Origin of the sequence: Xanthomonas sp. CFBP 7698, from assembly GCF_003600855.1 — a bacterium.
Taxonomy (GTDB): domain Bacteria; phylum Pseudomonadota; class Gammaproteobacteria; order Xanthomonadales; family Xanthomonadaceae; genus Xanthomonas; species Xanthomonas cannabis.
Genome location: NZ_PRDN01000002.1, coordinates 1,082,200 through 1,096,388, shown reverse-complemented (window position 1 = coordinate 1,096,388; position 14,189 = coordinate 1,082,200). Strand labels below are relative to the sequence as shown.

Sequence of the window (14,189 nt, the reverse complement as noted above, 5' to 3'; positions counted from 1 at the left end):
CAAGCCTGATTCACGAAAAACACGAAGAGGATTTCACCGTGATCGACAAGACCTTCCGCCTCACCCCGCTGACCGGCGCCATCCTGATGATGGCCCTGGGTGCATCCGGCACCCTGGCTGCCGCACCGAAACTGCTGGTCAAGGAACCGACCCAGGCAGCTCCGGCCGGCGCCGCATTCAGTAGCCGCCTAATCGTGCGCTACAAGGACAACACTGCCGCTGCGACCGATCGCAGCAGCAAGCTCAATGCCGTGCAGGCCGCTGTCGGCCGCGTTGGCGCCAGCACCGGCGCACGCAGCGCTGCCGCCGCTGCCAAGGCGACGTATGTGCGCAAGCTGGGCATCGGTTCGGACCTGATCAGGCTGTCCAGCACGCTGACTGCCGCACAGGTGAACAAGGTGGTGGTGGAGCTGAAGAACGACCCGTCCGTGGCCGACGTGCAGATCGACCGCATGCTGCGTCCGATCGACATCCAGAAGAACGTGCCGGCCACCGACGTGAGCCCGCAACTGGTGCCCAACGACCCGCTGTACGCGCAGTACCAGTGGCACCTGAGCAACCCGACTGGCGGCATCAATGCGCCGGCGGCATGGGACCTGTCGCAGGGCGCCGGCGTGGTGGTGGCAGTGCTGGACACCGGCATCCTGCCGGGCCACCCGGACTTTGCCGGCAACCTGCTGCAGGGCTACGACTTCATCACCGACGCAGAAGTCTCGCGCCGCCCGACCGATGCCCGCGTGCCGGGCGCGCTGGACTACGGCGACTGGGAAGAGGCCGACAACGTCTGCTACAGCGGCTCGGTGGCACAGGAGAGCTCCTGGCACGGCACCCACGTCTCGGGCACCGTGGCCGAGGCCACCAATAACGGCATCGGCATGGCCGGCGTGGCGCCGAAGGCGACCATCCTGCCGGTGCGCGTGCTCGGCCGTTGCGGCGGCTACACCTCCGACATCGCCGACGCCATCGTGTGGGCGTCCGGCGGCACCGTCGAAGGCGTGCCGGCCAACACCAATCCGGCCGAAGTGATCAACATGAGCCTGGGCGGCGGCGAGCCGTGCGACTCGGCCACCCAGCTGGCGATCAATGGCGCGGTCTCGCGCGGCACCACCGTGGTGGTGGCGGCCGGCAACAGTGGCGAAGATGCAGCCAACCATTCGCCGGCCAGCTGCAACAACACCATTACCGTGGGCGCCACGCGCATCACTGGCGGCATCACCTATTACTCCAACTACGGCAGCAAGGTCGACCTGTCCGGCCCGGGTGGCGGTGGCAGCGTGGACGGCAATCCGGGCGGCTACATCTGGCAGGCCGGCTACGACGGTGCGACCACGCCGACCTCCGGTTCCTACATCTATATGGGAATGGGCGGCACCTCGATGGCGTCCCCGCACGTGGCCGGCGTCGTGGCGCTGGTGCAGAGCGCGTCCATCGGTCTGGGCGATGGCCCGTTGACCCCGGCTGCGGTGGAAGCCCTGCTCAAGCAGACCAGCCGCCGTTTCCCGGTGACCCCGCCGGCCAGCACCCCGATCGGCAGCGGCATTGTCGATGCCAAGGCCGCACTGGAAGCGGTGCTGGTGGAGCCGTGCGACCCGTCCACCGAGAGCTGCGCGCCGACCGCCATCGCCCTGACCAACAAGGTGCCGGTGACCGGCCTGAGCGGCACTGCCGGCAGCGCCACGCTGTACAGCTTCGAGGCCAAGGCCGGCGCCGTGCTGAGCTTCATGACCTATGGCGGCACCGGCGACGTCTCACTGTACGTCAGCCATGAAGCCGAGCCCAGCGCCACCAGCTTCGATGCCAAGTCGACCCGCCCCGGCAACAGCGAAACCGTGCGCTTCACCGCGCCCAAGGCAGGCACCTACTACATCAAGTTGGTGGGTGCGTCGGCCTATGCGAAGGTGACGCTCGTTGCGCGACAGTAAGCGCATGCAATAGTGTGACCGATGCCCCCGGCTCATCACCGGGGGCATCGTTTTTCAGGGGGATTCAGATGCGTGCGGTTGATCGTCGCGGCAAACTGCTACAGTCGGCGCCGGACCAGTGGAGACGAGTGTGAACGCGGTTGCCGTCGATTCAATTGAGCAGCGAAGTGCCGAAACGCGCATCGTCGAAGCACTGCTTGAACGCCGTCGTCTGAAAGACTCCGACCTGCTGCGCGCGCGCCAGTTGCAGGCCGAGTCAGGCATGGGCCTGCTGGCCCTGCTCGGCCGTCTGGGCCTGGTGTCCGAACGCGATCACGCAGAGACCTGCGCCGATGTGCTCGGCCTGCCGTTGGTGGATGCACGCCAACTCGGCGATACCCCACCGGAAATGCTGCCGGACGTACAGGGCCTGTCGCTGCGCTTCCTCAAGCAATTTCATCTGTGCCCGGTGGGCGAACGCGATGGCCGGCTGGAGCTGTGGATCGCCGACCCGTATGACGATTACGCCGTGGATGCCGTTCGCCTTGCCACCGGCTGCGCATTGTTCCTGCAGGTTGGGCTGCGTTCGGAAATCGACGATCTGATCGAGCGTTGGTACGGCCAGGGCCGCAGCGCGATGGGCACCATTGTCGAAACTGCCGATGGCGATGCCAACAGTAACGACGACATCGAAGCGCTGCGCGATCTGGCCTCCGAAGCGCCGGTGATCCGGCTGGTGAACTTGGTGATCCAGCACGCGGTGGAACTGCGCGCCTCCGACATCCATATCGAACCGTTCGAAAGCCGGCTCAAGGTGCGTTACCGCGTCGATGGCGTGCTGGTGGAGGGCGAGAGCCCGCCGGCCAAGCTCACTGCCGCGGTGATCAGCCGCATCAAGATCATGGCCAAGCTCAATATCGCCGAGCGCCGCCTGCCGCAGGACGGCCGCATCATGTTGCGCGTGCAGGGCAAGGAGCTGGACCTGCGCGTCAGCACCGTGCCCACCGCGCATGGCGAAAGCGTGGTGATGCGCCTGCTCGATCGCGAAACGGTGGTGTTCGACTTCTACAAGCTGGGCTTCACCGAAGAGTTTCTGCCGCAGTTCCGCAAGGTGCTGGAGCAGCCGCACGGCATCATGCTGGTCACCGGCCCCACCGGCTCGGGCAAGACCACCACGCTGTACACCGCGTTGAGCCAGCTCAATACCTCCGACGTCAAGATCATCACCGTCGAAGACCCGGTGGAATACCAGATCGAAGGCATCAACCAGATCCAGGCCAAGCCGCAGATCGGGCTGGATTTTGCCAATGCGCTGCGCAGCATCGTGCGCCAGGACCCGGACATCATCATGATCGGCGAAATGCGCGATCTGGAGACCGCGCGCATCGCGATCCAGTCCGCGCTCACCGGCCACCTGGTGCTCTCCACGTTGCACACCAACAACGCCGCCGGCGGCATCACCCGCCTGCTGGACATGGGCGTGGAAGATTACCTGCTGACCTCCACCATCAACGGCATCCTGGCCCAGCGGCTGGTCCGCAAACTCGACCTGGCCAATGCCGAACGCTATGCCGCATCGCCGGAGGAGATCGACAAGTTCGATCTGCGCCGCCTGCAGCCGGAGGGCGAGATCTACCTGTATCGCCCGCGCCCCTCCGCCGCCGCACCCACCGGTTACCTGGGCCGCACCACCATCGTCGAGTTCCTGGTGATGAACGATGAACTGCGGCGTGCGGTGATGCGCCGCGCCGGCATGGGCGAGATCGAACAACTCGCACGCCAGGCCGGCATGCGCACCATGTACGAAGACGGCCTGTCCAAGGCCCTGCGTGGCGAAACCACCATCGAAGAAGTCCTGCGCGTCACGGAGGATGCGTGAGCATCAATGGAGCAAGAGTGAGCATCGGATGCTCGGGATTTGAGATTCAGCCGAGCGACGAGCTGGCAATGCCGCGCGCACATGTTTGCCATTTCGCGCCAACGCAGCGCGGCACCCTGCTTCTCCCGATTCCCGAATCCCGATTCCCGATTCCCGGCCTTCCAGTCTGATGCCCCTCTACCGTTACAAGGCCCTGGACGCCCACGGCGAAATGCTCGACGGCCAGATGGAAGCGTCCAGCGATGCCGAGGTGGCGTTGCGCCTGCAGGAGCAGGGCCATCTGCCGGTGGAAACACGCCTGGCCACCGGTGAGAACGACTCGCCATCGCTGCGCATGCTGTTGCGCAAGAAGCCGTTCGACAATGCGGCACTGGTGCAGTTCACCCAGCAGCTGTCCACCCTGATCGGTGCCGGGCAGCCGCTGGATCGCGCGCTGTCGATCCTGATGGATCTGCCCGAAGACGAAAAAAGCCGGCGCGTCATCGGCGACATCCGCGACACCGTGCGTGGCGGTGCGCCGCTGTCGTCGGCGCTGGAACGCCAGCATGGGCTGTTCTCCAAGTTGTACATCAACATGGTGCGTGCGGGCGAGGCAGGCGGCAGCATGCAGGACACCCTGCAACGCCTGGCCGATTACCTGGAGCGCAGCCGCGCGCTCAAGGGCAAGGTGATCAACGCGCTGATTTACCCCGCGATCCTGCTAGCGGTGGTCGGCTGCGCATTGCTGTTCCTGTTGGGCTACGTGGTGCCGCAGTTCGCGCAGATGTACGAAAGCCTGGATGTGGCCTTGCCCTGGTTCACGCAAGCGGTGCTGAGCGTCGGCCTGTTGGTACGCGACTGGTGGATCGTGCTGATCGTGGTGCCCGGCGTGCTTGGGCTATGGCTGGATCGCAAGCGCCGCAACGCTGCATTTCGTGCGTCGTTGGATGAGTGGCTGCTGCGCCAGAAAGTGGTCGGCAGCCTGATCGCGCGGCTGGAAACCGCACGCCTGACGCGCACGCTGGGCACCTTGTTGCGCAATGGCGTGCCGTTGCTGGCGGCCATCGGCATCGCACGCAATGTCATGTCCAATCTGGCGCTGGTCGACGATGTGGCCGCTGCGGCTGACGACGTCAAGAACGGGCATGGCCTGGCAATGTCGCTGGCGCGCGGCAAGCGCTTTCCGCGCTTGGCGCTGCAGATGATCCAGGTGGGCGAGGAATCCGGCGCGCTGGACACGATGTTGCTCAAGACCGCCGACACCTTCGAGCTGGAAACCGCGCAAGCCATCGATCGCGCACTGGCGGCACTGGTGCCCTTCATCACGCTGGTGCTGGCCTCGGTGGTGGGGCTTGTCATCATCTCGGTGCTGGTGCCGCTGTATGACCTCACCAATGCGATCGGCTGAGCGCAATGACCAACATCGCAGCAGCGCCGTCGCCGGACCCGAGCGGGGCTCGGCATCGGTACGCATCGCTCGTACACTTCGGTGGCAATGCACAGCTCCCTGACCGCAGTAACGGCTTCACGACAACTTTCCGGTGACCGCACGACACCCATGCGGGAACCAATGCAATGGCCGCCGTGTCCTTTGTTGGCGGCAGCATCCTTCATCGACGTGCAAGGAAATCGTTCATGATCAAGCGCTCCATCACCCGTAGTCCGTCGCGCGCAGGCCAGGCCGGCATGAGCCTGCTGGAAATCATCATCGTCATCGTGCTGATCGGTGCAGTGCTCACCCTGGTCGGTAGCCGCGTGCTCGGTGGTGCCGATCGCGGCAAGGCCAATCTGGCCAAGTCGCAGATCCAGACCCTGGCCGGCAAGATCGAAAATTTCCAGCTCGACACCGGCAAGTTGCCGGGCAAGCTCGATGACCTGGTGACCCAGCCCGGTGGCAGCAGCGGCTGGCTGGGCCCGTACGCCAAGCCGGTGGAACTCAACGACCCGTGGGGCCATACCATCGAATACCGCGTGCCCGGCGATGGCCAGCCGTTCGATCTGATCAGCCTGGGCAAGGACGGCAAGCCCGGCGGCAGCAGCTACGATTCGGACATCAAGTACCAATAAGCCCTCGCCATGCGCGTTGCGTGTCAGCCGTTGCGTCATCGGCATGGAGTGGTCGGCCCTGGTCGTCCGCGCACGCGTGGCACATCGTTGCTGGAAATGCTGCTGGTCATCGCGTTGATCGCCATGGCCGGCGTGCTCGCGGCGGCGGCATTGAACGGTGGCATCGACGGCATGCGCCTGCGCACCGCCGGCAAGGCGATCGCCTCGCAACTGCGCTACACGCGCACCCAGGCGATTGCCACCGGCACGCCGCAGCGGTTCCTGATCGACCCGCTGCAACGTCGTTGGGAAGCCCCCGGCGGCCATCGCGGCGATCTGCCGTCGTCGCTGCAGGTGCGTTTCACCGGCGCGCGCCAGGTGCAGTCGCGCGAAGACCAGGGCGCCATCCAGTTCTTTCCCGACGGCGCCTCCACCGGCGGCCGCATCGATCTGCAGGTCAAGGACGCGCGCTGGCGCGTGGACGTGGGCTGGATCACCGGCGAAGTGCGTTCGGGCCCATTGCGGACGCCGTCGCCATGAAGCGTCAGCGCGGTTACACCCTGATCGAAGTGATCGTCGCCTTCGCGCTGCTGGCGCTGGCCTTGAGCCTGTTGCTGGGATCGTTGTCGGGTGCGGCGCGGCAGGTGCGTGCGGCCGACGACAGCACCCGCGCCACGCTGCACGCGCAATCGTTGCTCGCCCTGCAGGGCATGGACAAGCCACTGGTGCCCGAGCAGCAGCAGGGCAGCTTCGAGAACGGGCATTTCCGCTGGTCGATGGATGTGCGCCCGTACGACGAACCGCGGCGCAACCCGCAGGCGCCGGTCGCGCCGGGCGCGCACAAGCTGCTGCAACTGACCCTGGTGGTGCGCTGGGGCGAGCAGTCCAATCAGATGCTGCAGTGGCGCACCTTGCGGCTGGTGGCCGCCACCGCGCAGGACGGCGCCTGATGCGCCGTTCGCGCAGTGCAGGGTTCACCCTGATCGAGGTGCTGCTGGCCACCATGCTGCTGGTTGGCGGCCTGGCGTTGGCCTTTGCCACGCTGCGCTCGGCCAGCGCAGTGAGTCAGCGCGGCGAGGCGATTGCCCAGCGCAGCGAGCGCGTGCGCGCGGTGGAAGAATTCCTGCGCCGCCGTCTGGCGGCCGCGTTGCCGCTGGCGATGAGCATCGACCCGCAGAGCCAGCAGCCGATGCTGTTCGTCGGCGAGCCGCAGCGCATGCGCTTTGCCGCCGACGTGCCGGATTACCTGGGGCGCGGCGGCCCGTATCTGCATGACCTGTCGGTGGTCGGCGACGGCGAGCAGCGCACCTTGCAGATTGCCCTGACCATGCTGCAGTCGGGCAAGTCGATCGAAGAAGGCAGTGCGCTGCCGCCGGAGCCGCTGGCGCAGGACGTGCAGCAGGTGAGCTTCCGCTATCGCGGCATGGACCCGCAGACCGGCCGCCTGAGCGCGTGGTTGCCGCAGTGGGAATGGCACGACCGCCTGCCGCTGCTGGTGCGCATCGACATCCGCAGCGGCGATGCGGCATGGCCGTCGCTGGTGGTGGCGCTGCCGCAATCCAGCAACCCCGGAGCAGGGCAATGAACCGGATGCGCGGCGCGGCGCTGGTGCTGGTGTTGTGGCTGATTGCCCTGCTCACCGCGATGATCGGTGCGTTCGCGCTCACCGCACGCGTGGAAGCGTTGCAGGGCAGCATGCTGCGCAACGGCGCGCAGGCGCAGGAATACGCGCGTGCTGGCCTGGAATACGCACTTTCGCGCTTGCAAAGCACCGATACCCAGGCACGCTGGCGCGCAGACGGCCGGCGCTATCGTTGGCAGCTGGACGATGCCACGGTGGAGATCCGCGTCACTGACGAAAGCGGCAAGGTGGATCTGAACATGGCCGAGCCGGCGCTGCTGGCCGGGCTGGTGCGTGCGGTGGGCGGCGAACAGGGCCGCGACACGCGCATTGCCGGCGCGATCGTCGATTGGCGCGATGGCGACTCGCTGAGCCAGCCCGGCGGCGGCGCCGAAGACCGCGACTATGCCGACGCCGGCCTGCCGTACGGCGCAAAGGACAGCCCGTTCGAAACCCTGGGCGAACTGCGGCTGGTGCTGGGCATGGACAGCGAGTTGTATCGCAAGCTGCTGCCCAACATCACCTTGTACAGCGGCCGCTCGCGCCCCGAAGCGCGCTTTGCGCCCGGCCCGGTGTTGACCGCAATGGGCCTGGATGCGCGGCAACTGCTGGCGCAGCGTGACGCGCCGCTGGGTTTGCCGGGCAGCGAGGCGACGGTCGGTGGGTCTGACACTTATAGTATCGAGAGCCGGGCGCGACTGAGTCAGGGACGCGAGGCTGTGTTGCGGGCGGTCGTGTCCACCAGCGCGTCCGCAGTACCGGGATCGGCCTACACCGTGTTGCGTTGGGAAGAGGGAGCAGCAGTGCAATGACCGCATGGCGGGATACCTTGGGTCGTATCGGCGTACGCGCCATGCCGGGAGCCGGAGGCTTCTGGCGTTGGTGGCAACAATCGCTGCTGGCCTGGCTGCCGCAACGGTGGCAATGGCAGTTGGGTCTGTCGCAGGCACGCCTGTTGTTGCAGCTCGATGGCGATACCTTGCAGTTGCTGCGCCAGCGCGACCATAGCCGCGAGGCGGTCGCCAGCCTGCCGTGGCCGGTGCAGCCGCAGGAAGTCAACGCCGTGCTGCCGAGTGCGCTGGATGGGTTGCCGCGGCATTGGCTGCTGCCGTCGGCGCATGCGCTGCGGCGCCCATTGCGGCTGCCGGCCGCCGCCGCCGCACGCCTGCAGGACGTGGCGCGTTTCGAGATCGATCGGCAGACCCCGTTCACGGCCGACCAGGTGTATTTCGATGCGCGCGTGCTCGACGTGCGCGAAGACGGCCAGCTCGATGCTGAACTGGTGGTGGTACCGCGGCGCATGATCGACGGCCCGGCCGGCGTGCCCGATGCCTGGACCAGCGCGTTGTCCGGCATCGACGTGGCCGACGCCCAGGGCGTGCCGCTGGGAGTGAACCTGCTGCCGCCGGCGCGCCGGCTGCGGCGCAGCGACCCCATGCAGCGCTGGAACCTGATGCTTGCCGCCACCGCGCTGGTGTTGCTGGCAGTGGCCGGCTGGCTGCTGCTGGACAACCGCCGTCAGGCGGCCGACGACCTGCGCGCCAAGGTGCAGGCCAATGCCGCGCGCGCGCGCCAGGTGGCCGCCGAACGGCAGCAACTGATGGACCTGGTCGAAGGCGCCAACTTCTTCCAGAAACAGCGCGCCACGCGTCCGACCTCGGTGGAAATCTGGGACGAGCTGAGCCGGCGTCTGCCCGGTGGGACCTATCTGGAAAAATTCTCGGTCGAAGGCGGGCAATTGCAGTTGATTGGCTTGAGCAACGAAGCCTCCTCGCTGGTGCGCCGTCTGGAAGGCTCGCCGTTATGGCGCACGCCCTCGCTGACCGGCGTGCTGCAGAGCGATGCCGGTCGTAACGTCGACCGCTTCACCATCACTGCCGAGCTGGCCGGCCCCGACGCCAAGGAGGCGGCCGATGCCACGCAGCGTTAAGCGCGATCGCTGGATCGCTTTGGGGTTGTTGCTGCTGGTGCTGGGCGTGGCGTATCTGGTGCTGGTGCACCCGTGGTTCACCCAGCCGATGATCGCCGTGCAGGACGACCTGCAATCGCTGCGCGAGCGCGAACTGCGCGTGCGCGTGCAGCTGCAGCAGGCGCCGGAAGTCAGCAAGCGGCTGCGGCAGGCACGCCAGACGCTGGAAAGCCGCCCGGGCTTCCTGCCGGAAACCTCCGCCGAGCTGGCCTCGGCCGGGCTGGTGCAGCGGCTGGAACGCGCGGTGGTGGAAGCCAGCCCCGGCAACCGCAGCTGCGCCATCAGCAACCGCTCGCCGCTGCAGCCGGAGAGCAAGGACCGTTTCACCCGCGTGGCCGTGCAGGTGCGCCTGCGCTGCGGCACGCCGGAGCTGGCCTCGGTGTTGTACAGCCTGGAAAACGGCACGCCGCGGCTGTTCGTGGACAACCTCAATGTCATGGCGCAGCGTTACCAACTCTCTCCCAACGAAAGCGGCAACGGGCTGGATATCGCCTTCGAACTGGCCGGCTACCTGCGCCCCGGCGCCAGTGCCGCACCGTTGAACACCGATGCCGCGCCCGCCGCCGCCGCCGGGGAGGCCAGCAATGCGCCTTGACCTGATCGGTTTACGCACCTGGTTGCTGGCCACCGTGGTTGGCTGGGCGCTGCTGGTGTGCATCCTGGCGGTGGCCGGCCTGGGCAAGCGCGTGGAGCTGCTGCCGGACGACCCCGCGCTGGTGCAGCGCCTGCCCACGTTGCCGGCACCGGCGCCGGAACGGCTGGGCGCGTTCGAGAAGTATTCGGAGATCGCCGCGCACCCGGCCTTCGCCGAGGACCGCCTGCCGCATCCGTTCTTCTTGTCCGGCAACGATGGCAGCGGCGCGGCCTCGACGGTGCGCCTGACCGGCGTGCTGCTGACGGAAAACTTCAAGATGGCCACGCTGACCCTGGACCCGCAGGATTCGGTGCGCGTGCAGCTCGGCGGCGACGCGGTCAAGGGCTGGCGCCTGCTGGCCCTGCAGCCGCGCAGTGCCACCATCGAAGGCCCCGGTGGCACCCAGACCCTGGAACTGCACGTGTTCAACGGCCAGGGCGGGCAGCCGCCCACCGCCAATGCCGCCGCGCGCGGGGCTGCGGGCGCCACCCCGCCGTTGCCCTCGCCTGACGCAGCCGATCCTGCCGCCACGGCGCAACCGCCGCAGCCACAGCCGGCCACGCCGCCGCAGCAGCAGCCCGGCGGGCAGGCACCGCCCACGGTGCCGCCGCAGCGCAGCGATGGCGCCCAGGAAGCCCCACGCCCCTCCGACGATCAGATGCGTGCCATCCGCGAACGCATCGAAGCCCGACGCCGCCAGCTGCAACAGCAGCGCCAGAGCGGCTCTACCCCCGGTCAGACCCAATGAGTGAACGCATGACGCCGCGCCTGTTTCCCGTGTCCCTGCTGATTGGCCTGCTGGCCGGTTGCGCCACCACTCCGCCACCGGACGTGCGCCGCAACGCGCGCCTGGACCCGCAAGTCGGCGCTGCCGGCGCCACCCAGACTCCCGCCGAACAGCGCGCCGACGGCGATGCCAACGCCAAGCCCAGCCCGGTGATCCGCCGCGGCAGCGGCACCATGATCAACCAGAGTGCGGCTGGCGCGCCGGCGCCCACGCTCGGCATGGCCAGCAGCGGCAGCGCCACCTTCAATTTCGAAGGTGAGTCGGTGCAGGCCGTGGTCAAGGCGATCCTGGGCGACATGCTCGGGCAGAACTACGTCATCGCGCCGGGCGTGCAGGGCACCGTGACCCTGGCCACGCCCAACCCGGTCTCGCCGGCCCAGGCCTTGAACCTGCTAGAGATGGTGCTGGGCTGGAACAACGCGCGCATGGTGTTCAGCGGTGGCCGCTACAACATCGTGCCTGCCGACCAGGCACTGGCCGGCACCGTCGCGCCCAGCACCGCATCGCCGTCGGCCGCGCGCGGGTTCGAAGTGCGCGTGGTGCCGTTGAAGTTCATTTCCGCCAGCGAAATGAAGAAAGTGCTCGAGCCCTACGCACGGCCGAATGCCATCGTCGGTACCGACCCGGCACGCAACGTCATCACCCTCGGTGGTACTCGCGCCGAGCTGGAAAACTATCTGCGCACCGTGCAGATCTTCGACGTGGACTGGTTGTCTGGCATGTCGGTGGGCGTGTTCCCGATCCAGTCCGGCAAGGCCGAGAAGGTCTCTGCAGACCTGGAAAAGGTGTTCGGCGAACAGAGCAAGACGCCCAGCGCCGGCATGTTCCGTTTCATGCCGCTGGAAAACGCCAACGCCGTGCTGGTGATCACCCCGCAGCCGCGCTACCTCGACCAGATCCAGCAGTGGCTGGATCGGATCGATAGTGCCGGTGGCGGCGTGCGACTGTTTTCGTACGAGTTGAAGTACATCAAGGCCAAGGACCTGGCCGATCGGTTGTCGGAAGTGTTCGGCGGCCGCAGTAGCGGTGGCGATTCCAATGCCTCGCTGGCGCCGGGCGCCGAGAGCAGCGTGCTCGGCGGTCAGCTGGGTAATCGCGACAGCACGATGGGCGGCAGCTCCGGCCTGACCGGTGGCAGCGTCGGCGAAAGCGGCGATGGCAGTGGTTCGGGCAGCTTCGGCGGTAGCAGCGGCATGGGTGGCGGCAGCAGCGGTAGCGGCGGCCTGGGCAACGGCAGCTTGCAGCTGTCGCCGCGCAGCAACGGCAATGGCGCGGTGACGCTGGAGGTGCAAGGCGACAAGGTCGGCGTATCGGCAGTGGCCGAAACCAATACCTTGCTGGTGCGCTCCACCCCGCAGGCATGGACGTCCATCCGCGATGTCATCGAGAAACTCGACGTGATGCCGATGCAGGTGCATATCGAGGCACAGGTGGCTGAGGTGAATTTGACGGGTGCGCTGCAGTACGGTGTGAATTGGTATTTCGAGAATGCAGTGAGCGTGCCAGTGGCATCCGGTGGGCCTGGCCTGCCACCCGCCGTAGGACGCGGCATCTGGGGCGATATTGCAGGTACCGTCACCAACGGCGGCGTGGGCTGGACGTTTCTCGGCAAGAATGCTGCGGCAGTCATCAGTGCCCTGGATACGGTCACCAATTTGCGACTGCTGCAGACACCGTCAGTCTTTGTGCGAAACAATGCCGAAGCCACGCTCAATGTTGGCTCACGCATCCCGATCAATTCCACGTCGATCAATACTGGCCTGGGCAGCGACAGCAGTTTCTCGTCGGTGCAATACATCGATACCGGTGTGATCCTGAAGGTGCGTCCACGCGTCACCAAGGACGGCATGGTGTTCTTGGATATCGTGCAGGAAATCAGCACCCCGGGCGCACGGCCTCAAGCGTGTACGGCAGCAGCCACAACCACCGTCAACAGCGCTGCTTGCAATGTCGATATCAATACGCGTCGTGTAAAAACCGAGGCAGCAGTGCAAAGTGGCGACACGATGATGCTGGCTGGCCTGATCGACGACAGTACGACCGATATCAGCGCTGGCGTGCCATTTCTCAGCAAGTTGCCGGTCGTCGGCGCCCTGTTTGGTCAGAAAAATAAAGATACCAACCGCCGTGAAGTCATCGTCTTGATCACTCCCACGATCGTGCGCAACCCGCAGGAAGCGCGCAATCTCACCGACGAATACGGCCAGAAGTTCAAGGCCATGGAGCCGCTGAAACCCAGCCAGAAGCCGCAATGAGTGCGGCACTGCCCGTCGTGCTGGTGCCGGTCGGTACCGACGACGAGGCGCTGGACGCGTGCCTGGGTGCATTGGATGCGGCCACACCTGCAGGCACGCGGGTGTGGCTGGCCGACGACGCGCAAGCCGGCCCGCGCGGGCGTGCGGTGATCGAACACTGGTTGGCACGCACTCGATTGCAGGCCCATCACACCCGTCGCCAACGCATGCTCGGCGAGGTGGCGCATCTGGATGAAATGCTCAGCGCCTGCGGCGACGCCGATGTGGTGGTGTTGGGCGTGGACGCCTGCCCATTTCCGGGCTGGTTGAGCCAGTTGAGCGCGTGCTTTGCGCGCGATGCGGCGATCGCCACGGCCACGCCATGGAGCAATGTGGGCGAAGCCTGCAGTTGGCCGCGGCTGGGTGAACTCAACCCGTTGCCGGACGCGCCGGAACGATTGGCCGCTGCCTGTGCGGCCATGCCGCCGTTGCACCCGGAGCTGCCTTCGGCGGTCGGCCACGCGGTGCTGTTGCGCGGCACCGCGCGACGCAAGGCCGGCGGCCTGGATGCCAGCAGTTACGGCTCGTGGTACGCCGCGCTGGTGGACCTCAGCCTGCGCATGGGCGGGCTGGGCTGGCGCAACGTGTTGTGCGACACCGCCTTCGTCGCCTCCCCGCACGAGGGCCGCCCGGCCGATGGCGACATGGATGCACTGGCCACGCGTTGGCCGGCCTGGCATGCACGCCTGGCCAACTTCCTGATGCACGACCCGCTGCGTGCGCAACGCGAACAGCTGAGCCGGCTGCTGGCCGAACTGCCGCCCCCCGATCCGCAACGCATGCTGTTCGACGCCTAGCCGCCCGCAAAACAACGCCTTCCACGCATGCCAGCGGTGGCGCAGCGACGTCGCGATGACGGACGAGACGTCGCGATCACGCAAGAAGATGCAAGGGCATAACCATCGCGCAGTGGTCAGCGCACGCAGCTGCTGCCCGGTACAGCACACAGCACAGCGATCCGCATTTGCGCCGCTCGCCGCCTGGTGTCAGCTGCAAGACCATAATCACCAAGACACACGCAACACTGCCGATAGCAGCGCATGCTTTTCCCGATTCCCGATTCCCGATTCCCGATTCCC

At 66.8% G+C, this 14,189-nt stretch carries 13 protein-coding genes; all 13 read left to right on the top strand.

Annotated elements, in window-relative coordinates:
• Positions 1 to 38: 38 nt before the first annotated feature.
• The 13 genes from XnspCFBP7698_RS12855 (at position 39) to XnspCFBP7698_RS12795 (ending at position 13,907) form a co-directional block, all read left to right on the top strand.
• Positions 39 to 1,922 carry a S8 family peptidase gene (locus XnspCFBP7698_RS12855; RefSeq protein ID WP_104579108.1) on the top strand — a complete coding sequence of 628 codons (1,884 nt, stop codon included), beginning with the start codon at positions 39 to 41 and terminating at the stop codon, positions 1,920 to 1,922.
• A 130-nt stretch (positions 1,923 to 2,052) separates the two neighbouring features.
• Positions 2,053 to 3,780 carry a type II secretion system ATPase GspE gene (gspE, locus tag XnspCFBP7698_RS12850; RefSeq protein ID WP_199680148.1) on the top strand — a complete coding sequence of 576 codons (1,728 nt, stop codon included), beginning with the start codon at positions 2,053 to 2,055 and terminating at the stop codon, positions 3,778 to 3,780.
• Between the two features lie 169 nt (positions 3,781 to 3,949).
• Complete coding sequence (locus tag XnspCFBP7698_RS12845; RefSeq protein WP_104579106.1) at positions 3,950 to 5,167, top strand: type II secretion system F family protein; 1,218 nt, start codon at positions 3,950 to 3,952, stop codon at positions 5,165 to 5,167.
• 227 nt (positions 5,168 to 5,394) lie between these two features.
• Positions 5,395 to 5,826: a type II secretion system major pseudopilin GspG gene (gene gspG / locus XnspCFBP7698_RS12840; RefSeq protein ID WP_039408341.1), complete on the top strand. Its 432-nt coding sequence runs from the start codon at positions 5,395 to 5,397 to the stop codon at positions 5,824 to 5,826.
• A 9-nt stretch (positions 5,827 to 5,835) separates the two neighbouring features.
• A complete protein-coding gene (locus XnspCFBP7698_RS12835; protein ID WP_039408337.1) occupies positions 5,836 to 6,345 on the top strand; it encodes a GspH/FimT family pseudopilin in 510 nt (169 codons plus the stop codon).
• On the top strand, positions 6,342 to 6,755 hold the full coding sequence (locus XnspCFBP7698_RS12830) for a prepilin-type N-terminal cleavage/methylation domain-containing protein (protein WP_104579105.1): 414 nt from the start codon (positions 6,342 to 6,344) through the stop codon (positions 6,753 to 6,755). The genes XnspCFBP7698_RS12835 and XnspCFBP7698_RS12830 overlap by 4 nt, the downstream gene beginning before the upstream one ends.
• The gene (locus tag XnspCFBP7698_RS12825; protein ID WP_104579104.1) at positions 6,755 to 7,390 is read left to right on the top strand and encodes a type II secretion system protein J; all 636 of its coding nucleotides are present in this window, start codon (positions 6,755 to 6,757) and stop codon (positions 7,388 to 7,390) included. The genes XnspCFBP7698_RS12830 and XnspCFBP7698_RS12825 overlap by 1 nt, the downstream gene beginning before the upstream one ends.
• Positions 7,387 to 8,238: a type II secretion system protein GspK gene (locus XnspCFBP7698_RS12820; RefSeq protein WP_104579103.1), complete on the top strand. Its 852-nt coding sequence runs from the start codon at positions 7,387 to 7,389 to the stop codon at positions 8,236 to 8,238. The genes XnspCFBP7698_RS12825 and XnspCFBP7698_RS12820 overlap by 4 nt, the downstream gene beginning before the upstream one ends.
• Positions 8,235 to 9,356, top strand: coding sequence for a PilN domain-containing protein (locus tag XnspCFBP7698_RS12815; RefSeq protein WP_123137450.1), 1,122 nt, complete (start codon positions 8,235 to 8,237; stop codon positions 9,354 to 9,356). Before XnspCFBP7698_RS12820 ends, XnspCFBP7698_RS12815 begins: the two co-directional genes overlap by 4 nt.
• Positions 9,340 to 9,990 (top strand): type II secretion system protein GspM, encoded by a 651-nt coding sequence (gspM, locus tag XnspCFBP7698_RS12810; protein ID WP_047697695.1) that lies wholly within the window; start codon positions 9,340 to 9,342, stop codon positions 9,988 to 9,990. Before XnspCFBP7698_RS12815 ends, gspM begins: the two co-directional genes overlap by 17 nt.
• The gene (xpsN, locus tag XnspCFBP7698_RS12805) at positions 9,980 to 10,777 is read left to right on the top strand and encodes a type II secretion system protein XpsN (RefSeq protein ID WP_039408320.1); all 798 of its coding nucleotides are present in this window, start codon (positions 9,980 to 9,982) and stop codon (positions 10,775 to 10,777) included. Before gspM ends, xpsN begins: the two co-directional genes overlap by 11 nt.
• The gene (gspD, locus tag XnspCFBP7698_RS12800; protein ID WP_123137449.1) at positions 10,774 to 13,071 is read left to right on the top strand and encodes a type II secretion system secretin GspD; all 2,298 of its coding nucleotides are present in this window, start codon (positions 10,774 to 10,776) and stop codon (positions 13,069 to 13,071) included. The genes xpsN and gspD overlap by 4 nt, the downstream gene beginning before the upstream one ends.
• Positions 13,068 to 13,907, top strand: coding sequence for a hypothetical protein (locus tag XnspCFBP7698_RS12795; RefSeq protein WP_039408314.1), 840 nt, complete (start codon positions 13,068 to 13,070; stop codon positions 13,905 to 13,907). Before gspD ends, XnspCFBP7698_RS12795 begins: the two co-directional genes overlap by 4 nt.
• The last annotated feature ends 282 nt before the right edge of the window (positions 13,908 to 14,189 follow it).